The organism is Bartonella sp. B35(2025) (genome assembly GCF_053794465.1).
Genome location: NZ_CP200035.1, coordinates 667385 through 686364, shown reverse-complemented (window position 1 = coordinate 686364; position 18980 = coordinate 667385). Strand labels below are relative to the sequence as shown.

Genomic DNA, 18980 nt, shown 5'->3' with positions numbered 1-18980 from the left:
GGGGAGGGAAATGCTCAAGGATAGAAAATTATGTTTATAAATCATTTAAAAATTATCCAATATATCACAGATATGTCAAAACAAATGAACCAGATGGCACGCCAAGCTCGTAGTCCACTTTTAGCATTACTTTTGGATATGGTAGCTAAAGAAGGTCAAAGTATTATTAATAGTGCTGAGGCTCTCGGGGAAGATTCAAATTCGACAATGACACATAACCACCAGAGTGTCGAATAAGCTTTCCAGCAAGATCAAGTTCAACTAACAGAAGATAGAGTTTTTGTAATGAGACACCTGAGTGATTGCTGAGTGTGTCTAAATCAATTGGAGTTGTTGATAAAGCAGAGAGAACAGCTGCGCGTTCTGCATCATCTCCAATTGAAGAGGACTTGTCAGTTTCTATATTAGGTGAGCTCAAGCTTTCTTGTTGAAATTGAGAAGAGGCCGATTCTTCAAAAAAATTTAATTGAGAATTGACGGTATTTGGGATTAATGGTGTCAGTTCTTCTATGATATCAGAAGGATGCGTAGTTAACAAAGCACCATCTTTGATGAGGCTATTTGTACCAACTGATCTTGGATCGAGTGGAGATCCAGGAATAGCAAAAATTAATCGTCCCATCTCAGCAGCTTGACGTGCTGTAATTAAGGATCCTGATCGCATGGCAGCCTCTACAACCAAGAGGCCAAGTGATAAGCCTGCAATAATGCGGTTTCTTCTTGGAAAATCGATAGCACGTGGCTTCCAAGCGATAGGCATTTCACTGATAATTGCTCCATCATTGGCGATAATATCTTCATATAGTTTTTTATTTTCAGGAGGATAGATATGATCAATTCCACCAGCCATAACCGCAATCGTTCCTGTTGATAGACTTGCTTGATGAGCAACACTATCAATTCCACGAGCTAATCCAGAAATAATTGTAAAATCAGCATTGCCAAGAAAATGAGCAAATTGAGCAGCCAGTTTTTTTCCAGCTGCTGAGGCATTTCGAGAACCTACAATTCCAACAGAAGGTTTTTGAAAAGCTGAAAAATTTCCTTTTATTGCAATAAGTGGTGGTGATGCTTCCATTACTTTAAGAAACGCTGGATAATCTGGCTCTCCTAAACCAACAAACCGAACACCTAATCTTTCAGCTTCTTGCATTTCTTTTTCAGCATCTTCTAATGTGGCTATTCGGATAGATGCACAAAGGCCACCCTTTTGACTAAGTTCAGGAAGTGCAGCCAGAGCATTCTCTGCTGTTTTATAATGGCCAATTAAATTGCGAAAACTAACTGCTCCAACATTTTCGCTACGCAATAACCGTAACCAATTTAGGCGTTGACGATCAGTGAGTAAGATTCCTTTATTTATCCTCGTTTTGATTGCCAATCTTTCTTTCTTTTCCAACTAATAATCTACCAATATTTGCATGATGTTTTATAATCACAAGTATACTCATTAGAAGTAGTATATAATGAACATAAAGGTAAGGATAGAAAAAATAAACAAATATCGGGGTAATAATAACAGCAATAAGTGAAGACAATGAAGAGTAACGTGTAAGTAAAAAAAATACTATCCACACAACAATAAACACAATTGCTGCTAACCAATAGAATCCTAAGCACACGCCTAAATAGGTAGCAACTCCTTTACCACCTTTAAATTTAAGCCATATTGGAAAAAGATGTCCCAAAAAAGCAAAGAAACCGGATAGAATAATAATATTATTATTTTCTATCGGATAGTTTGAAAATTTTATAGCAAGAATAACAACAGTTCCTTTGAGTATATCGCAAAGAAGAGTAAGAGTAGCAACTTTTTTATTTCCTGTTCGTAAAACATTTGTAGCTCCAATGTTTCCAGAACCAATTGTTCTCACATCACCAAGTTTAGCCAATTGTGTAAAAAGCAATCCAAATGGAATAGACCCAATGAGGTATGATATCAAGAAGATAAACCATGTATAGAACTGAAAAAATATTTCTGCTTCCATATTAAGAATCTCATTAATTTTGTTGATCTAATTTAAAAATTGATTGTCCTTTAACAAAAGTTTGGAGTATTCGTCCTTGAAAGCGTGCATTTTCAAAAGGGGTATTTTTTGCACGTGAATACAATTTATCTGCAGACATCACCCATGGTTCATCAAGATCAATCAAAATAAAATCTGCATGAGCACCTTTTTTGAGTGTTCCTGCGTCGAGACCAAAAAGTTTTGCAGGTGCTGTTGATAAAAGTTCAGTTAATCTTAGTAAAGATATGGTTTCGTTGTGATAAAGACGTAAAGCTGCGCTCAATAAAGTTTCCATACCAATGGCACCTGAAGCTGCATCATTAAATGGTAAGTTTTTTGTATCAATACCCTGAGGATCGTGAGAAGAAACAATAATATCTACTGTTCCATCTTTTATTGCTTCAATCATTGCTATACGATCTTCTTCTGCTCGCAATGGGGGCATTAAGCGGAAAAAGGTTCTATATTCACCAATATCATTTTCGTTGAGAGATAAGTGATTAATGGATACACCAGCTGAAATCTTTGCATTACGTTCTTTACTAAAGCGAATAGCGTCAGCAGACATAGCTGTTGATATTTGTGCAGCATGATATCGTGTTTGTGTCAATACTGCTAGTCGCAAGTCTCTTTCAAGTGGGATAACTTCTGCTTCACGAGGTATCCCAGAAAGACCAAGCCAGCTCGCTAGCAAACCTTCATTCATCACACCTTGTCCTGTAAGATCATTATCTTGTGTTTCATGTATCAAGGTAGCATCAAGATCACATGCATATGTCATTGCACGCCGCATAACAGATGAACTTTGAAGTGTTTTTTTTCCTTCACTAAAAGCAATTGCTCCTGCATCTTTTAATAAGCCAAATTCTGCTAATTTTTGTCCGTTGAAACCTTGAGTAATAGCAGCAACAGGATAAATATTGATCAATGACATTTCTTGCGCTGTACGTGTAATGAATTTAACAAGTTCTACGTTGTCAATAATTGGATGTGTGTCTGGCATCAAAAGGAAGGAAGTAATTCCGCCTGCTGCTGCAGATTGGCTTGCTGAAGCTATTGTTTCGTGGTATTCACCGCTTAATTCTTTAACAAAAACGCGAGCATCAACAAGTCCGGGTAAAATTGCTTTATTTTGTGCATTAATAATCTCTGCTTCTGTAGGGAATCCTTGATTAAGAGCTTCTTTTCCAGCGATCGTAATTAATCCATTTTCAACAATAACTGTACCGATTTCATCAATTGCGCGTGAAGGATCAATAATGCGAACATTTTGAAAAACTATAGGTTTTATCATTTTTTTTCTCCACTCGCGTTAAGACGTGAATCCAATAAGGCATCCATGACAGCCATACGTACGGCGATTCCCATTTCTACCTGTGTATGAATCATGCTTTGTGGTCCATCTGCTATGTCAGATGCGATTTCTATACCACGGTTTATTGGGCCGGGATGCAGAATAATGCAATCGTTTTTGGCATAGGATAAATTTTCTTTATGTAAACCAAAATAATGGAAATATTCACGAATAGATGGGATAAAAGAACCTTTCATACGTTCATGTTGTAAGCGCAGCATCATGATGACATCAGCATCTTTAAGACCTTCTTTCATAGTGTTAAAGACTTCAACGCCCATATCTGAAATTCCTGTAGGTAAGAGTGTTGAGGGGGCGATAGCGCGAACACGTGCTCCTAAAGTGTTGAGACTGAGGATATTAGAACGTGCAACACGTGAATGTAAGATATCACCGCAAATTGCGACTGTTAATCCTTCAATATGGCCTTTTGCTCTTTTAATGGTCAAGGCATCTAATAATGCCTGTGTTGGATGTTCATGCGCTCCATCACCTGCATTAATGACACAACAATCAACTTTTTGAGCTAATAAAGCAGCTGCTCCGGCGTGGCTATGGCGAATAACCAAGATATCTGGTTTCATTGCATTAAGGGTTGTAGCTGTATCAATTAATGTTTCTCCCTTTTTTACAGATGAATTGCTGATGGATATATTCATTACATCCGCGCCTAAACGTTTACCAGCTAATTCAAACGAAGATTGTGTTCGTGTGGAAGCTTCAAAAAAGAGATTGATTTGAGTACGACCATATAAGGTGGATTTTTTTTTATCAATTTTTTTAGATTGAATAACATTCGCATTTGCACGATCAAGTAATGTGGTAAGGTCTTGTACACCCAGACCTTTAATGCCTAAAAGATGTTGGTAGGGAAAAATGGGGAAAAAAATATTTTGAGCCATGGTATTCTTTTCTATCTCTTTCTAAAAAGAGATTAAACAGGTATTTGTTTAAATGTGATAAATATTTTTTAACTGCAAAAAGACAAATAGTCTATGATATGAATGATTTGAATAATAGGAATATGCCTATGAATGCTGTGTCTGCGCAAAATGTCCGTAAAAAAAATATATTCCTTAGTGATACGCTTATGTTTCGTATTGCTTCTAGTTTGCCTAATTTTCTATTGGCAAGTTTTGAAGAAATGGGAGATTTTGTGGCTAGTAATGAAGCATGGGATCTTTCCTATTTTGCGAATCGTTATCGACCAGTATTGCGCTATAATGATGAATGGGGAAAGCCAACAGAGCAATTGGAGATACATTCTTCTTATCAAGCACTTCAACAATATTCTAGACAGGCTGGTTTAGCTACGTCACTTTGGGAGAATACAACCTTAGAAAATGGAGTACGTTATCAAGCTCGTGCTATTCGCTTGGCTTTATCTGCCTGTCTAGAAACAGGTCATTTAAATGAGATTATTATAGCAAGTGCAGCTATTGCAGTATTAATTGGTGATACTGAGCTATTTGGAAAATGGCAAAATGTACTTTTATCACGTCAATATGATTTATCATCAAAGCCGATTAGTAATAAAAAGTCAGCCTCACTTACTTGTGCTTTTGATGATGTTGAGAAACACGAAAAATACTCTGTAAATTTTCCAACTATTCAAAGAATTACCTTTGATGAAAAAATGGGTCGTGATCTGTATCGTTTAAATATTGTAAAAACCAATGTTATTAATCCTATAGTTGATGGATACCTTGTTAGTGCAGAATTAGATGGCCATTTAAGCTGCTTTTTAGTACCTCGTATGCGAGAAAATGGTGTATTAAATGGTACAATATCGATCCGCCATTTAATACAGCGTTCTGGGGAATTTTCAACACCAGAGGGTGTTATTGATTTTCAAGGTAGTTTTGGTTGGCTTTTGGGTAATACAGGGGAGGGGGGTAAGGTAATTAAAGATATTGAAACTATGATGCGTTTCGATCAATCTGTGATAGCGGCAGGTATTTTGCGGGCAGCACTTCAATTTGGCATAGATTTTTTTCGGCAAAAAATTCCAAATCAACCTTTACCACCTTTAACAGAACGTATTTTTGCAGATATTGCACTTGATATTGCTGCTTCACAAGCTTTGGTTTTGCGTTTAGCACGGGCATTTGATAATGCTGCAAATGATCGTTCTGAGGCTGCTTTTGCACGAATCATGACACCTATTATTGCTTATCATGTGAGCCAATTGGTTATTCCTATTATTGGTGAAATTATTGCACAGCTTGGTATTGAAAGCTTTATAGAAGGTAATCCATTATCGCAAATGTTATGTAATGGACCTGCACGGGTGGTTAGAAATAGTTCTGCTAATCAATTAGTGAAGGATGCAATTCTCATAGCTGAAAAAGCACCTGGATTATTTCAGAAATTATTAGAAAAAATTGCGATTGATATTGGGCCAGCAGGGCCAAGAACAATTGAAATTATCAAATCTGCTGGAGATATGGCATCGACAAACGAGGCAGTAGGGCGGTTTTTTGTTGAGCAAGTAGCATATGCAGCTGCAGCTGCATCATTACGCCAAGTAGATATAGAGCATGTTGCAAATGCCTATATGGAAAGCCGTCTTGGAGGACAATGGAGATCTTCTTATGGTATGTTAATTGCGCGATATAATGCAGGACATTTGTTAAACGTTCTTTATCCTCCCATTTGATGAAGAGTTTGAATTCTATTAAGAGCACCTTGTAATATGAAAGCAGCAGCAGCAGAATCAATACGCGTTGCCCTTTTGGTACGTGACACATCCATTTCTATAAGATAGCGCTGTACAGCAATTGTTGATAAACGTTCATCCCAAAAAACAAATGGAATTTTCGTATATGGTGCCATACTGCTGACAAAAGCTCTAGTTGCTTGAGCACGAGCGCCACTGCTTCCATTCATGTTAAGAGGTAAGCCAATGACAGCAACTCCTACGTTTTCATCGTTAAAAATTTTTACAAGTGTGTGAGCATCTGCCATAAATTTTTTTCGTTGAAGAACAGGGCGTGGATTTGAAAAAGTTAAACCAATATCAGAAACCGCAATTCCGATAGTTTTTGTGCCTAAATCTAAACCAGCTATCGTTTGCTTAGGTAAAAGATGTGTGATAACTTCATCTATGTTAATAACAGCCATATAATGTATTTAATGTTTTAAGTTCATATCTAATTTTCTATTTGATATATCAATATTCTTGCGCTTGCAAACACAGCCTTGTATAGCAAAAACATGAATAAATAAATATCAAGACAAAAAAGTAGAAAGGCGTAATATGTCTGTTGATAAGGAGACAGTTAAGCGGGTTGCACATTTAGCACGCATTGCTGTTCATGATGATGAAGTAGAGCGTATGACAAAAGAGCTCAATGTTATTTTAGGTTTTGTGGAGCAACTTAATGAAGTTGATGTCAGTGGAATTACACCATTAACATCGGTGATACCTATGACCTTGAGAATGCGTGAAGATAATGTCACAGACGGTAATAAAGTGATGGATATCATAGCAAATGCGCCTATTACAGAAGAAAATTTCTTTCTTGTCTCAAAAATTGTTGAGTAATCTTTTACATTTTTAAAATTTGAGAATTAACATGACCGATTTAACAACCCTGACAATTGCGCAAGCTCGTGATTCTTTAACAAAAAAAGACTTTAAAGCAATTGAATTAACAGAAGCCTATTTAAAAGCGATTGAGTTAGCTAATCCCATTTTGAATGCTTATGTGGCAATAGTAGCAGAGCAAGCAATAAAAATGGCTACTGAATCGGATTATCGCTTAGCTAAAGGGCAAAGTGGTATCTTAGAAGGCATTCCATTAGGAATTAAGGATCTTTTTGCGACACAAGGTATTCATACCCAAGCTTGTTCGTATATCCTTGATGGTTTTAAACCACAATATGAATCAACTGTGACTGCGAATTTATGGAAAGATGGAGCAGTTATGTTGGGTAAACTTAATATGGATGAATTTGCTATGGGATCCTCGAATGAAACGTCATATTATGGTCCAGTTATTAATCCATGGAGAAAAAAAGGATCTGATGAAAAACTTGTGCCTGGTGGTTCTTCAGGGGGGTCTGCAGCTGCTGTTGCAGCACGGCTTTGTGCAGGTGCAACAGCGACAGATACAGGCGGATCAATACGTCAGCCAGCAGCATTTACAGGTACTGTAGGGATAAAGCCAACTTATGGACGTTGTTCACGTTGGGGAATTACAGCTTTTGCTTCATCACTTGATCAAGCTGGACCTATAGGGCGAAGTGTTCGTGATTGTGCTATTTTACTGAAATCAATGGCTTCATTTGATGAAAAAGATTCTACTTCAGTTGATGTACCAGTGCCGGATTATGAAAGCTATATTGGTCAATCTATCAAAGGAATGAAAATTGGCATTCCAAAAGAATACTATCTTGAGGGAATATCTAATGAAATTATCGAACTTTGGCAAAAAGGAATAAATTGGTTAAAGGAAGCAGGAGCTGAAATCAGAGATATTTCATTATCCCATACAAAATATTCTTTGCCTGCTTATTATATTGTTGCTCCTGCAGAAGCATCTTCTAATTTAGCACGCTATGATGGTGTTCGTTTTGGCCTCCGTATACCGGGAAAAGATATCATTGAAATGTATGAAAATACCCGCTCAGCTGGTTTTGGTGATGAAGTAAAACGCCGTCTTTTAATTGGTACTTACGTTCTTTCATCAGGTTATTACGATGCCTATTATCTTAGAGCTCAAAAAGTGCGGACACTAGTAAAACGTGATTTTGATCAATGTTTTTCGTCTGGCATTGATGCTATTCTCACACCTGCAACACCAACACAAGCTTTTGGCATTGCTGATGAAAAAATAAAAAATGATGCTTTGGCAATGTATCTTAATGATATTTTTACTGTACCGGTTAATATGGCTGGTTTACCTGGAATTTCTGTTCCTGCTGGTTTATCCTCAGATGGTTTACCGCTAGGATTGCAATTGATCGGTAAGCCTTTTGCTGAAGAGGTAATTTTTCAAATAGCCTATATTATAGAACAAGCAGCTGGAACATTTAGTACTCAGAAATGGTGGGCATAAACAATAGAAAGCCCATCTTTTTATGAAAAAAGTATTTTTCTTAGCATAAAGGAATGATTTAAGAGAAAGTAAGTTATGGGCTTTTAATCATTGTATCTGATTTTTAGCCCCCGAGATATGCTTCTTTAACACGTGGATCAGAAAGTATAGTTTTTCCTTCACCATGAAATAAAACACGTCCTACTTCCAAGATATAAGCATAGTCGGCAATGGAAAGTGCTGCAAATGCGTTTTGCTCAATGAGAAGAATAGTTTTTCCCATATCATTAATTTTTTGGATAATCGAAAAAATTTCCTGTACAAGAATTGGCGCTAAACCTAAAGATGGCTCATCCAATATCAGCATGTCAGGATTACTCATAAGGGCACGCCCCACAGCGAGCATTTGTTGTTCACCACCTGACATCGTTCCTCCTAACTGCTTAGCCCTTTCACGTAAGCGTGGAAATAGGTCAAAAACCCACTCGATATCACGAGTAATACCTGATTTATCACGACGAATATAAGCTCCTAGATGTAGATTTTCCAAAACAGTTAAATGAGGCATAATACGTCGTCCTTCAGGACTTAAAGCAATACCTAATCGTAAAATTTTTTCTGGTGATTTTTTAATAATTGATTCATCTTTATACATAATCTCTCCACAAATAGATCGATTAAGCCCTGTAATAGAACGTACAATACTGCTTTTTCCTGCTCCATTAGCACCAATTAAAGTGACTACACTTCCTTTTTTTATAAACATAGAGAGGTTTTGAATAGCTTTAATGGCACCATAATGAACATGAAGATTTTTGATTTTAAGAATATCCATATACATCTCCACCAAGATAAGCCTCTATAACTCTAGGATTATTATGAATTTCATCTGGTGTTCCGCTTGCAATGCAACAACCATATTCTAATACCCAAATATATTGGCAAAGTCCCATAACAACTTTCATATCATGTTCGATAAGCAAAATTGTGAGATCAAATTCTTTTTGTATTTTTTCTATAAATTTTCTAAGATCTTCACTTTCTTGTGGATTCATGCCTGCTGCAGGTTCATCAAGAAGAAGTAATTTTGGTTTTGTTGCTAAAGCGCGTGCAATTTCCAAACGCCTTTGCACTCCATAGGGCAAAGTCGTTGCTAACTGATTAGCAAGATGATCAAGTTGTAGTTGCTCAAGAAGTTTCATAGAACTTTTATGAAGATCACTTTTTTCTTTAACTGCTTTTGGTAAAAATAGAGCTGAAGCAAACCATGGATATTTTTGTCGAACATGAGCTCCAACTATAACATTCTGCAAGACTGTTAACCCTGAAAAAAGACGAATATTCTGAAATGTTCGTGCAATATGGCGTCTACAGATAATATGAGGAGGAGATCCAGAAATTTTTTTTTCATCAAAAAAAATTGTTCCACTAGTAGGTGTATAAAATCCAGAAATCATATTAAAAACAGTAGTTTTTCCAGCACCGTTTGGGCCAATTAATCCAGTAATTGTTCCTCGTTTGATAGCCATATTAATATTATTTACAGCAACCAATCCACCAAAACGCATCACAATATTATTGAGTGAAAGGATAGCATTGTTCATAATTTTTCCTCAGTATTAGAAAACTTTTTGCGTGTCAAAAAGTAATAAATCCAATTCCATGAAAATTCACGTTGCCCCAATAAACCTTTTCTCCAAAATAATATAATAATCAACAATAAAAGAGAAAAAATAACCATACGAAGCCCTGGTATCCCTGGAATATACATACAACCTAAATCAAACGGACTTTCAATAATGCGAAGCCATTCGAGCATGACCGTAATAATAACGCTTCCAATAATACTCCCTGTAATCGAACCAAGACCACCAGCAACAACAATCATCAAAATATTAAAAGTTAAGAGAAAATTGAACATTTTAGGATCAATAGTTGAAATAAGGGCAGCCATCAATGCTCCTCCAATACCTGCAAAAAATGCACCAATAGTAAAGGAAAAGCTGCGGTAGAAAAAAGCATTAACACCCATTGTTTTTGCAGCAATTTCATCATCACGAATAGCACATAGCACATTACCAGTATTACTTCGTAGTAAAAGAATAATGAAAGTAACTGTAAATGCCAACCAACCATAGTTCCACCACAACGTAGCATTTTGAGGTATTCCTTTGATTCCAAGTGAACCATTCGTTAGTGATGTAGTGTTGGTAATGACAATGCGAATAATTTCTGCAAAACCCAATGTCGCAATCCCAAGATAATCACCACCAAGGCGTAGTACAGATAGAGCAATCAATAAGCCTATAGCTGCTGCACACACACCACTTACAACAACAGTTATAAAAAATGGTAATTGTAAATAATGTAATGGCTCAGCTATAGGTTCAAGAAGCCACATCATTTCTTTTTGTTCCGGCGAAAGAAGTAAAATTGCGCATACATAAGCTCCAATGGCAATGAAGCCAGCATGCCCAAGGGAAAACATACCTGTAAAACCATAAATTAAATTAAGAGAAATTGCTAATATTGCATTGATAGCAATAAGATTGATGATACGAAGTGCGTAGTCATTAAAATGATTATCAGCATAAAATAAAAAACCGATAAGAACAAAAATACTCATGCACGATAAAAAAAATGTGATTGGTCTTTTCATTAAATTTTCTCCTGATTTTTTTTACCCATTAAACCAGTAGGCATTACCAATAAAATCAGAATCAATAAAATAAAAGCGAAAGCATCTCGATATCCAGATAAAGTAGGAAAAAATGCGATGATCATAATTTCAATAAATCCTAGTAACAATCCGCCTAGCATTGCTCCTGGAATTGAACCAATACCTCCAATAACAGCAGCAATAAATGCCTTTAAACCAGGAAGAACACCCATATAAGGCTGAATTTGAGGATAACGTAAAGCCCACATAATTCCTGCAATAGCAGCGAGTGCTGAACCTATACCAAATGTAAATGCAATGACTTTATTAACAGAAACACCCATCAAGCGAGTAGTTTCAATATCATGTGAGATTGCACGCATAGCAAGACCAGGTTTTGTTTTATTGATAATCCATAGCAATAAAATAATAAGGATAAATGAAACAGTAGGAACAATCAAAGATACTGGAGCAATCCTAATGATTCCATCAGAACTTTCTCCTAAAGACCATAAGATCGGTGTTACAAGAAAATCTGGTTGTTTTACACCTTTTGGCACACCGCTAAAGAGAACAGTTGCAAGATTTTCAATAAAAAAGGAAACTCCTATTGCACCAATAAGTGCTGAAATACGTGGAGCATGACGCAGAGGTCTATAGGCAAACTGATCAACAAGAACGCCCACTGCACTTGTGATAACAATCGAGAAGCAGATAGCTAAAGCCCAAATCGGTGCAAAATCTCGTGGAGCAATTTTAAAGTAATAAATAAACCCTAAAGAAAGAATAAAAAAAACAGCAACCCAATAAATTTTAGGCTTTTGTCTAAATCCTATAAATACTGAGTAATAAATAAAAACAGCTAATAAGACAAGAAGAATAGCAACCCAAGCAGGCATAAGGTTAATTGTGGAAAAAAATACAAAATATGCTCCCAGCATAAAAATATCACCGTGAGCAAAATTGATTAATCTCAAGATACCATAGACCATGGTGTAACCAATTGCGATAAGCCCGTATAGTGATCCTAATGCTAATGCATTAAAAAAATACTGGATGAACATTTCAGTGCTCATCTCTCATCCTTCCATATTCCGTTAATTCATTTAAAATGAAGTATAAACCCCTTAGATAATTTAGTTAAAAAAAACCTTTAATTGTTTTTTATATTTGATTAATAAAAAATTCTATTTTTTAAAGAGCAGGTTTAATTTCATCTAAATAAACACGTTTTCCCCCCTTTATTTCAATTATACCTATAGGCATTTGAGGGTTATGGTTTTCGTCCATAGACATGCTACCAAAGGGTGTTTCAAAATCTTTTAATTTGCTAAGTTCTATAGTGATTTTTTCACGATCAGCACTGCCAGAATTTTCGATAGCTTTTATAAACATCATATAACTTGTGTATCCTAAAACAGAATTGATATTTGGCTCCTTATCAGGATAAGTTGCTCTCCATTCATTTGTAAACTCTTTTGCAGTTACTGACATGTTTGGCATATCTACACTATAGGGGAGTGTTGTATGCAAGAAGCCCTCTGAAGCTTTCCCCGCAATTGTAATAATTTCTGGATTATCCATAGCATCACCACCGATAATTTTAAATTTTGCACCCAACTCACGTGCTTGCTTTAAAATGATGGCGCCTTCAGAAAAATAAGATGGAATAAATAAAATATCAGGTTTTTGTGCTATAATCTGTGTGAGAAGAGCTGAAAAATCTTGATCTCCAGAATTATAGTTTAAATTTGAAATAATCTCACCGCCTAGTTTTTTAAAAGAACGAGTAAAATAACTGGAAAGGCCAATTGCATAATCGCTTGATATATCTTTGAGGATAGCTGCTCTTTTTGCATGTAAAGTTTGAACTGCATAAGTTGCGATTCCTATACTTTGGTAAGGATCAATATAGCAAGCGCGAAAATAGTATTTTTTACCCTGCGTAACAAGTGGGTTTGTTGAGGAAGTCGCAATAGTTGGAGTCTTTGCTTTTTCAGATATTTCTCCACCAGCTAGTGATAATGATGAGCCATAACTGCCTATAATTCCACTAACTTTTTCACTAGCAGTTAAACGTACCACAGCATTGGCAGCTTCTACTTTATCAGATTTATTATCAATGATAACAATATCAATTTTACGTCCTAATACCTCTGGAATTTTTTTATGCGCTAGTTGTATACCTCTAATTTCAAGTTGACCTCCAAACGCATTTTGACCACTTAATGGAAGATATACACCAATTTTAATAGGCTCACTTGCAAAAACATTTGTTACAAATGCTATTATTGCAGAGATGGCAGTAAGAATTTTCTTTAATTGCATTGTACACTTCCCTTAATTGGTCGCAGTCTTTAATTCTTTACTTGAACTTCTTTAATGATAAAAATATCGTAATATGAAAGAAAACTTGTATCGCCTCTTTTAAGACACGTAAAGTGCACAATCGAACATTTTTGCAAATATTTGAATTTATGAACTGATAATTAAAAAATGTGACAATATGGGGAAATCTTATCTTAGATCTTGCACATTTAGGTCACAGCGATGTTTACTTACGTAAAAGAATCAATATCATATAATTTAGACCTGATAGGATCGTGTTTCATTATGGCAAGTAAGGATGTATTAAAAAATTATTCCCTATCTGAAGATAGTTTAGGTGCTTGTGGTGAAATTATTGAAATTAGTGGTGTCATTAAATGGTTTGATAGTAGTAAGGGTTATGGGTTTATTGTACCTGATTTACCTGGATTTTCTGATATATTGCTGCACGTTACTATAATGCGGAGAGATGGTTTTCAAACAGCTTTGGAAGGTGCTAGGATTGTCTGTGCTGTGGAGAAAACTGATCGAGGGTTAAAGTGTGTTCAGGTAAAATCGATAGACTGCTCATCGGCTGTTCATCCATCAGAAATTCCAGCACGTACGCATGTTGTTGTTGCTCCAGAAAGTGGTTTAGAGCGTGTAATTGTTAAGTGGTTTAATCGTAATAAAGGATTTGGATTTCTTAGCCGAGGACAGGGAACAGAAGATATCTTTGTTCATATGGAAACATTGCGGCGCTTTGGTTTAGCGGAACTTCGTTCTGGTCAAGTTGTTCTTATACGTTTTGGTAAAGGAGAAAAAGGTTTGATGACAGCAGAGATTTACCCAGATATGGGAATTCCATTTGCTATACATTAAATTTTAACATTAAGCGGTTACCTTATTTTTTATTTCTGTTTTGAAAATCCTCATGCTTTTTATTTTACATAAGAGCGAAGGGATGTGACAATGAGATATAAAGGGATTAAAGCTTTTAAGAGAAGAAGATTATACAGTTCATGTTGTTTTTCATGTTAAAAATCAATACACTTGTAGTTAAAAGATTCCGTTAAGATTTTTTCTTATCTTATTCTCTTAGAAATACAAATAGAATGAGGTGCAGTTTTTTTATAGAGTAGAGTTGGCTTTGCACCATTTTAATCAGCAAGTAATTTGATGTATTATACTGATTTTTTGCATGATCATGCAGTATTTTTTTTAAATTAATAAAAGAATAAGTATGAATTTTTATATATATAAAAAATATATACTTATACATATTTGTTTTTGTATATGATTTTTTAGACGAAGGAATGATTATCTCAATTACTGATTTACCTATTTTTTTATTTTTAATAGATATAATTACATTAACTATATCTGTACTTTTTGTACTTGAGCTTAATGCTGACAAAATTTTTGATGAATAGATAGAAAAAGGATAACATATTATTTATCCTACAATTTACGGAGATTGCAAAATAAAAAATGACGGTTGAAGATATTCGTTTTTTTGAACATGATGGTTTACGGTTTGCTTACCGAGAAGAAGGTCAAGGTGCTCCTATTTTGTTGATTCATGGTTTTGGATCTTCTGCACGGATAAATTGGTATGCAACGAGTTGGTTTCGTACTCTTACTGAAGCTGGATATCATGTCATTGCTGTTGATAATCGTGGACACGGTGATTCAGATAAAAGTTATGATCCTTCCTTTTATACACCTAAAGCTATGGCTGGTGATGCGGTTAAATTATTGCAGCATTTAAAATTATCTAAAGCTCATGTTATGGGATATTCTATGGGTGCTCGGATTGCAGCATTCATGGCTTTTTTATATCCAACATATGTGCATAGTGTTATTTTTGGTGGCTTGGGTATCGGTATGATAACAGGAATGGGAAGTTGGGAACCTGTTGCTGAAGCACTTTTAGCAGAAGATATTTCAACAATTACCAATCCACGTGGTTTAATGTTTCGTAAATTTGCAGATCAAACTAAAAGTGATAAACGTGCTCTTGCTGCGTGTATCATCACCTCAAAACAAGAGCTAACGGTATCTGAGGTTTCTCAAATTAAGCAACCAGCACTCGTTGCCATTGGTTCATTGGATGATATTAGCGGTGAAGCAGAACCATTGGCAGATTTATTACCTCGTGGTGAGGTATTGCAAATTCCTGGTCGAGATCATATGCTTGCTGTAGGGGATAAGATCTATAAAAAGGGTGTTATAGATTTTCTTGCTTGTCATCCTATTATTTGAAAATTATTTATAGTTTTTGAATCTACAGAGAATTTAATGTTTTTTATCTTGGATTAAGACGAAAAAGTTATTCATAATTTTAGCTATTATGGTATAGACTGATACGTAAGGGTAAAAAAATAGCGATAAAATTTTAATTAGCTTATTTTGTATAGGAGTAATTCCCTTTTATGTATCGAATTGATATGCTTTAACAGCAAATTATTAGACGGGAATTATTTTTTGTGATCATGTAATGTTTTTTTAGATAAAAAACAGCTGTAATAGTGAAGTAATGCCTTTATTGTATATAGTTTTACTTTAAGTAAAATGAGCAGAAGTTATAGTCATTGATATATGGTGTTTTGTTAAGATATGTTTGCAGGTATATTAAAATTGGGTAGGGATAAATAAAAAAATATAAAGATTTACAGTTTTCTGCTTGTTTTTTTATTTTTAAATATATGTGGGTACATCAAAAATAATGAACCTTTTAGTAAAAAATATTTAGAAAATATGAAGATTATTCTGCTTTGAGTGTAAGTTATATAATCAAAAGTTGAGATCAATATTTTGCTGTCTTTGCAGAATTGGAGGAATATTTTATTTGCTAATAAAAATTAATTAATAATCTTAAAAAATAGGAGGGCATGGTGAATGCTAGTGAAATAAAAAAACTTGATCGTTATTTTAAAAATACATTTCAAAATTCAGCATTGCAAGTAAAGGCACGTCCTAAAAAAGGTGATTCTTGTGAAGTTTATATTGGGGATGAGTTTTTAGGTGTTATTTATCGAGATGAAGATGAGGATGGATTGTCGTATAATTTCTCAATGGCTATATTAGATATTGATTTAGAAAATTGATGTATTGTGGATAATAAAATAAGATTTTCTTTATCCAATATCATTTATATGAGTTTCAATGTTTTAAAGCTTGTATAGCTGTTACGTCCGATAATAAGATGATCATGAATAGTAATTCCAAATACATTTGCTGCATCTTTTAGTCTATATGTCATTGATATATCTGCTTGAGAAGGTGAAGAATCACCAGAGGGGTGGTTGTGAACTAAGATGAGTCCCGCTGCGGACAATTCTAAAGCTCGAGAAACTACTTCACGAGGATAGACAGGGGTGTGATCAATAGTTCCAATTTGTTGCACTTCATCAGCAAGTAAACCATTTTTCTTATCAAGAAATAAGACACGGAATTGTTCGCGTGTTTCGTGAGCCATAACTGCTTTACAATAAGCTAGTACTTTATCCCATGATGAAAAAATGTCACGTTTAAGTAATTGTGCATGAGCAAGACGCCTAAAAACATCTGAAATAATTTTTAAATCGATCGCAGTAGCTGGACCACATCCTTTAACTTCTTGAAGTCGTTGAATATCGGCACCCAACACATCAGCTAATGAACCAAATCGTGCTATTAAGCCCTTAGCTATTGGTTTTGTATTTGCACGGGGAATAGTACGAAAAAGCAATAATTCAAGATATTCATAATCTTCAATTGCATGGCCTTTTGTTTTTAAATAGCGTTGACGTAAACGTTCACGATGCCCTTGGTAATATTTATATGTCTGTGAATTTTTTTGAAGTTTTTTACTTTTTGTTTCTGGTATTGGATTAAGTGGGGAGCTGGATGTTAATGCAAAGTGATTACTTTGAATGTCTCCCTTTTTATTTGATTTTTTAGCCATGATATTTCTACATTTATTTAGGCATATAAATTTGGAATATAAAAAATATTTTTAGGAGATTGAGTAAATATTTCGCATCCATCCTTTGTTACACCAATTGTATGTTCGTACTGTGCAGTAAGAGATCGATCACGTGTAACAGCAGTCCAACCATCAGATAAAATCTTAACTTGCGGTTTACCAAGATTGATCATAGGTTCAATTGTAAACATCATACCTTGTTTAAGTTCTATTCCTTTTCCGGGATTTCCATAATGTAGAATATTGGGCACATCATGAAAAAGCTGACCGATTCCATGGCCACAAAAATCCCTCACAACTGAGCATCGTTCAGATTCTGCATAATGTTGAATGGCTGCACCAATATCACCTGTGGTTGCACCAGGTTTGACTACAGCAATTCCTCTCATAAGACTTTCATGTGTTATTTTTAGTAAGCGTTCTGCAGCACGTTTAATTTTTCCAACAGGATACATGCGACTTGAATCACCATGCCAACCATCAAGAATAAAAGTAACATCGACATTAACAATATCGCCTTCTTGTAAGAGTCTTTTGTTGGGAATACCATGACAAACAACATGATTGATGGATGTACAGCATGAATGACTGTATCCGTGATAATTTAAGTCGGCAGGAAGAGATCCTCGCTCAGCACCAAAAGTAAACACAAAATCGTCAATTTCTTGTGTAGTAACACCAGGCTTAATTATGTCTATAAGTGCATCAAGGCACTCTGCAGCAATAAGACCAACTTTACGCATTTTAGCAAAAGCATAGTCATCAAAAATACGGATTTGTCCGTTAAGTTTCAGGGGTATTTTATTATACTCAATATAATCAACCATTGTTTTTTCTATTTTCTATTTTTACTCGATGAATCGGAAAAATACCTTTTATATTTACGTGACATTTTACAGCATAAAATTCTACCCCAAATTTCAATGCTAAATCAAATTTACGTCCATAAATGAGATCAAGGTCGTGGCAAATTGTAAAAGCTGAGCAATCTTCCCGTTGAATTATATAAAGTGTAGCAGCTCGTTTTCCTTGTTGTACAATTTTTATAAGCTCCTCGAGATGACGTACACCACGTTTTGTTTCAGTATCAGGGAATTCTGCTAATTCTTTTTGGCGAATAAAATGAACATTTTTAACTTCTAGATAACAGTCAGGAAGGGCGTTATCACGTAAAAGAAAATCAATACGCGATTGTGTACCATAATATTGTTCTCTCAGAATTGTTTTATATCCGCTTAATTCAGGCAATAATCCATTTTGAATTGCTTCTAATGCAAGTTTATTGGGTAAAGTTGTATTTATACCAACCAAGGTATTATTTGCTTCGACAATTTCTAATTGATATGGGTATTTTCGCTTAGAACTTTTATTATATGAAAGCCAAATATTAGAATTAGGAGTTGTTAATCCAAGCATCGATCCTGTATTAGGAACTGAGACAGTGAAGATGTATTGATCATCCTGTTTAACATCAGCAAGAAAACGTTTATAACGACGGATAAGTTTCGCAGGAGTAAGTTGAGAAATAAAGAACATATTCTTTTTTAAAATACATAATTGTATAATTCAACTCAGATTATAAATCTGTAAAATAGCTACAGTATATTCAACAAGGTTACATTGATATAAAAAAATGTTA

At 35.0% G+C, this 18980-nt stretch carries 20 protein-coding genes; 7 read left to right on the top strand and 13 right to left on the bottom strand.

Annotated features, from left to right (window positions below; translation table 11 throughout):
- Positions 1–30 precede the first annotated feature (30 nt).
- Entirely contained in the window at positions 31–237 is a 207-nt protein-coding gene (locus V4P56_RS02855; RefSeq protein ID WP_455482560.1) for a hypothetical protein, read from the top strand.
- Here V4P56_RS02855 and dprA read toward each other — a convergent pair.
- From dprA to V4P56_RS02835, 4 genes are read right to left on the bottom strand one after another with little or no spacing between them, the layout of a single operon-like run.
- Positions 167–1381, bottom strand: a complete 1215-nt coding sequence (gene dprA / locus V4P56_RS02850) for a DNA-processing protein DprA (RefSeq protein ID WP_455482559.1) — start codon at positions 1379–1381, stop codon at positions 167–169. The two genes, V4P56_RS02855 and dprA, sit on opposite strands and share 71 nt — an antisense overlap.
- Positions 1356–1988 (bottom strand): glycerol-3-phosphate 1-O-acyltransferase PlsY, encoded by a 633-nt coding sequence (plsY, locus tag V4P56_RS02845; protein ID WP_455482558.1) that lies wholly within the window; start codon positions 1986–1988, stop codon positions 1356–1358. Before plsY ends, dprA begins: the two co-directional genes overlap by 26 nt.
- Positions 1989–2001: 13 nt before the next feature.
- Positions 2002–3303, bottom strand: a complete 1302-nt coding sequence (locus tag V4P56_RS02840) for a dihydroorotase (RefSeq protein WP_455482557.1) — start codon at positions 3301–3303, stop codon at positions 2002–2004.
- Positions 3300–4265, bottom strand: coding sequence for an aspartate carbamoyltransferase catalytic subunit (locus tag V4P56_RS02835; RefSeq protein ID WP_455482556.1), 966 nt, complete (start codon positions 4263–4265; stop codon positions 3300–3302). The genes V4P56_RS02840 and V4P56_RS02835 overlap by 4 nt, the downstream gene beginning before the upstream one ends.
- Before the next feature lie 128 nt (positions 4266–4393).
- On the opposite strand from V4P56_RS02835, the gene V4P56_RS02830 reads away from it, so the two are divergent.
- Positions 4394–6022 (top strand): acyl-CoA dehydrogenase family protein, encoded by a 1629-nt coding sequence (locus tag V4P56_RS02830; RefSeq protein WP_455482555.1) that lies wholly within the window; start codon positions 4394–4396, stop codon positions 6020–6022.
- On the opposite strand, the gene ruvX is transcribed toward V4P56_RS02830, so the two are convergent.
- Positions 6007–6486, bottom strand: a complete 480-nt coding sequence (gene ruvX / locus V4P56_RS02825; protein WP_455482554.1) for a Holliday junction resolvase RuvX — start codon at positions 6484–6486, stop codon at positions 6007–6009. The genes V4P56_RS02830 and ruvX overlap by 16 nt on opposite strands.
- A gap of 136 nt (positions 6487–6622) precedes the next feature.
- On the opposite strand from ruvX, the gene gatC reads away from it, so the two are divergent.
- Together gatC and gatA are read left to right on the top strand one after the other, a co-directional pair.
- The gene (gene gatC, locus V4P56_RS02820; protein ID WP_455482553.1) at positions 6623–6910 is read left to right on the top strand and encodes an Asp-tRNA(Asn)/Glu-tRNA(Gln) amidotransferase subunit GatC; all 288 of its coding nucleotides are present in this window, start codon (positions 6623–6625) and stop codon (positions 6908–6910) included.
- Between the two features lie 31 nt (positions 6911–6941).
- The gene (gatA, locus tag V4P56_RS02815) at positions 6942–8426 is read left to right on the top strand and encodes an Asp-tRNA(Asn)/Glu-tRNA(Gln) amidotransferase subunit GatA (protein WP_455482552.1); all 1485 of its coding nucleotides are present in this window, start codon (positions 6942–6944) and stop codon (positions 8424–8426) included.
- Between the two features lie 103 nt (positions 8427–8529).
- Here the strand turns inward: gatA and V4P56_RS02810 are convergent, their stop codons facing one another.
- From V4P56_RS02810 to V4P56_RS02790, 5 genes are all read right to left on the bottom strand, one after another.
- Positions 8530–9240, bottom strand: a complete 711-nt coding sequence (locus V4P56_RS02810; protein ID WP_455482551.1) for an ABC transporter ATP-binding protein — start codon at positions 9238–9240, stop codon at positions 8530–8532.
- Entirely contained in the window at positions 9227–10009 is a 783-nt protein-coding gene (locus V4P56_RS02805) for an ABC transporter ATP-binding protein (protein WP_455482550.1), read from the bottom strand. The genes V4P56_RS02810 and V4P56_RS02805 overlap by 14 nt, the downstream gene beginning before the upstream one ends.
- A complete protein-coding gene (locus tag V4P56_RS02800) occupies positions 10006–11064 on the bottom strand; it encodes a branched-chain amino acid ABC transporter permease (RefSeq protein ID WP_455482549.1) in 1059 nt (352 codons plus the stop codon). The genes V4P56_RS02805 and V4P56_RS02800 overlap by 4 nt, the downstream gene beginning before the upstream one ends.
- A complete protein-coding gene (locus tag V4P56_RS02795) occupies positions 11064–12140 on the bottom strand; it encodes a branched-chain amino acid ABC transporter permease (protein WP_455482548.1) in 1077 nt (358 codons plus the stop codon). The genes V4P56_RS02800 and V4P56_RS02795 overlap by 1 nt, the downstream gene beginning before the upstream one ends.
- A 118-nt stretch (positions 12141–12258) precedes the next feature.
- Positions 12259–13392, bottom strand: coding sequence for an ABC transporter substrate-binding protein (locus V4P56_RS02790; RefSeq protein WP_455482547.1), 1134 nt, complete (start codon positions 13390–13392; stop codon positions 12259–12261).
- 285 nt (positions 13393–13677) lie between these two features.
- Here V4P56_RS02790 and V4P56_RS02785 point away from each other — a divergent pair, with 285 nt between their 5' ends.
- The 3 genes from V4P56_RS02785 (at position 13678) to V4P56_RS02775 (ending at position 16481) form a co-directional block, all read left to right on the top strand.
- A complete protein-coding gene (locus tag V4P56_RS02785; protein ID WP_455482546.1) occupies positions 13678–14253 on the top strand; it encodes a cold-shock protein in 576 nt (191 codons plus the stop codon).
- A gap of 609 nt (positions 14254–14862) precedes the next feature.
- A complete protein-coding gene (locus V4P56_RS02780) occupies positions 14863–15636 on the top strand; it encodes an alpha/beta fold hydrolase (RefSeq protein WP_455482545.1) in 774 nt (257 codons plus the stop codon).
- A gap of 632 nt (positions 15637–16268) precedes the next feature.
- On the top strand, positions 16269–16481 hold the full coding sequence (locus tag V4P56_RS02775; protein WP_455482645.1) for a DUF3126 family protein: 213 nt from the start codon (positions 16269–16271) through the stop codon (positions 16479–16481).
- Positions 16482–16525: 44 nt separating this feature from the next.
- Here V4P56_RS02775 and radC read toward each other — a convergent pair whose 3' ends face one another.
- Genes radC through sfsA form a run of 3 tightly spaced genes read right to left on the bottom strand, consistent with a single transcriptional unit; the run spans position 16526 to position 18877 of the window.
- Positions 16526–17320 carry a RadC family protein gene (radC, locus tag V4P56_RS02770; protein WP_455482544.1) on the bottom strand — a complete coding sequence of 265 codons (795 nt, stop codon included), beginning with the start codon at positions 17318–17320 and terminating at the stop codon, positions 16526–16528.
- Between the two features lie 17 nt (positions 17321–17337).
- Positions 17338–18168 carry a type I methionyl aminopeptidase gene (map, locus tag V4P56_RS02765; RefSeq protein ID WP_455482543.1) on the bottom strand — a complete coding sequence of 277 codons (831 nt, stop codon included), beginning with the start codon at positions 18166–18168 and terminating at the stop codon, positions 17338–17340.
- Positions 18161–18877 carry a DNA/RNA nuclease SfsA gene (gene sfsA, locus V4P56_RS02760; protein WP_455482542.1) on the bottom strand — a complete coding sequence of 239 codons (717 nt, stop codon included), beginning with the start codon at positions 18875–18877 and terminating at the stop codon, positions 18161–18163. The genes map and sfsA overlap by 8 nt, the downstream gene beginning before the upstream one ends.
- Positions 18878–18980 lie beyond the last annotated feature (103 nt).

Bases quoted from the DNA above. Each gene is read 5' to 3' on its own strand.
- V4P56_RS02855 (WP_455482560.1), top strand. From the start codon at position 31: ATGTTTATAAATCATTTAAAAATTATCCAATATATCACAGATATGTCA.
- plsY (WP_455482558.1), bottom strand. From the start codon at position 1,988: ATGGAAGCAGAAATATTTTTTCAGTTCTATACATGGTTTATCTTCTTG.
- V4P56_RS02840 (WP_455482557.1), bottom strand. From the start codon at position 3,303: ATGATAAAACCTATAGTTTTTCAAAATGTTCGCATTATTGATCCTTCA.
- V4P56_RS02835 (WP_455482556.1), bottom strand. From the start codon at position 4,265: ATGGCTCAAAATATTTTTTTCCCCATTTTTCCCTACCAACATCTTTTA.
- V4P56_RS02830 (WP_455482555.1), top strand. From the start codon at position 4,394: ATGAATGCTGTGTCTGCGCAAAATGTCCGTAAAAAAAATATATTCCTT.
- ruvX (WP_455482554.1), bottom strand. From the start codon at position 6,486: ATGGCTGTTATTAACATAGATGAAGTTATCACACATCTTTTACCTAAG.
- gatC (WP_455482553.1), top strand. From the start codon at position 6,623: ATGTCTGTTGATAAGGAGACAGTTAAGCGGGTTGCACATTTAGCACGC.
- gatA (WP_455482552.1), top strand. From the start codon at position 6,942: ATGACCGATTTAACAACCCTGACAATTGCGCAAGCTCGTGATTCTTTA.
- V4P56_RS02810 (WP_455482551.1), bottom strand. From the start codon at position 9,240: ATGGATATTCTTAAAATCAAAAATCTTCATGTTCATTATGGTGCCATT.
- V4P56_RS02805 (WP_455482550.1), bottom strand. From the start codon at position 10,009: ATGAACAATGCTATCCTTTCACTCAATAATATTGTGATGCGTTTTGGT.
- V4P56_RS02800 (WP_455482549.1), bottom strand. From the start codon at position 11,064: ATGAAAAGACCAATCACATTTTTTTTATCGTGCATGAGTATTTTTGTT.
- V4P56_RS02795 (WP_455482548.1), bottom strand. From the start codon at position 12,140: ATGAGCACTGAAATGTTCATCCAGTATTTTTTTAATGCATTAGCATTA.
- V4P56_RS02790 (WP_455482547.1), bottom strand. From the start codon at position 13,392: ATGCAATTAAAGAAAATTCTTACTGCCATCTCTGCAATAATAGCATTT.
- V4P56_RS02785 (WP_455482546.1), top strand. From the start codon at position 13,678: ATGGCAAGTAAGGATGTATTAAAAAATTATTCCCTATCTGAAGATAGT.
- V4P56_RS02780 (WP_455482545.1), top strand. From the start codon at position 14,863: ATGACGGTTGAAGATATTCGTTTTTTTGAACATGATGGTTTACGGTTT.
- radC (WP_455482544.1), bottom strand. From the start codon at position 17,320: ATGGCTAAAAAATCAAATAAAAAGGGAGACATTCAAAGTAATCACTTT.
- map (WP_455482543.1), bottom strand. From the start codon at position 18,168: ATGGTTGATTATATTGAGTATAATAAAATACCCCTGAAACTTAACGGA.
- sfsA (WP_455482542.1), bottom strand. From the start codon at position 18,877: ATGTTCTTTATTTCTCAACTTACTCCTGCGAAACTTATCCGTCGTTAT.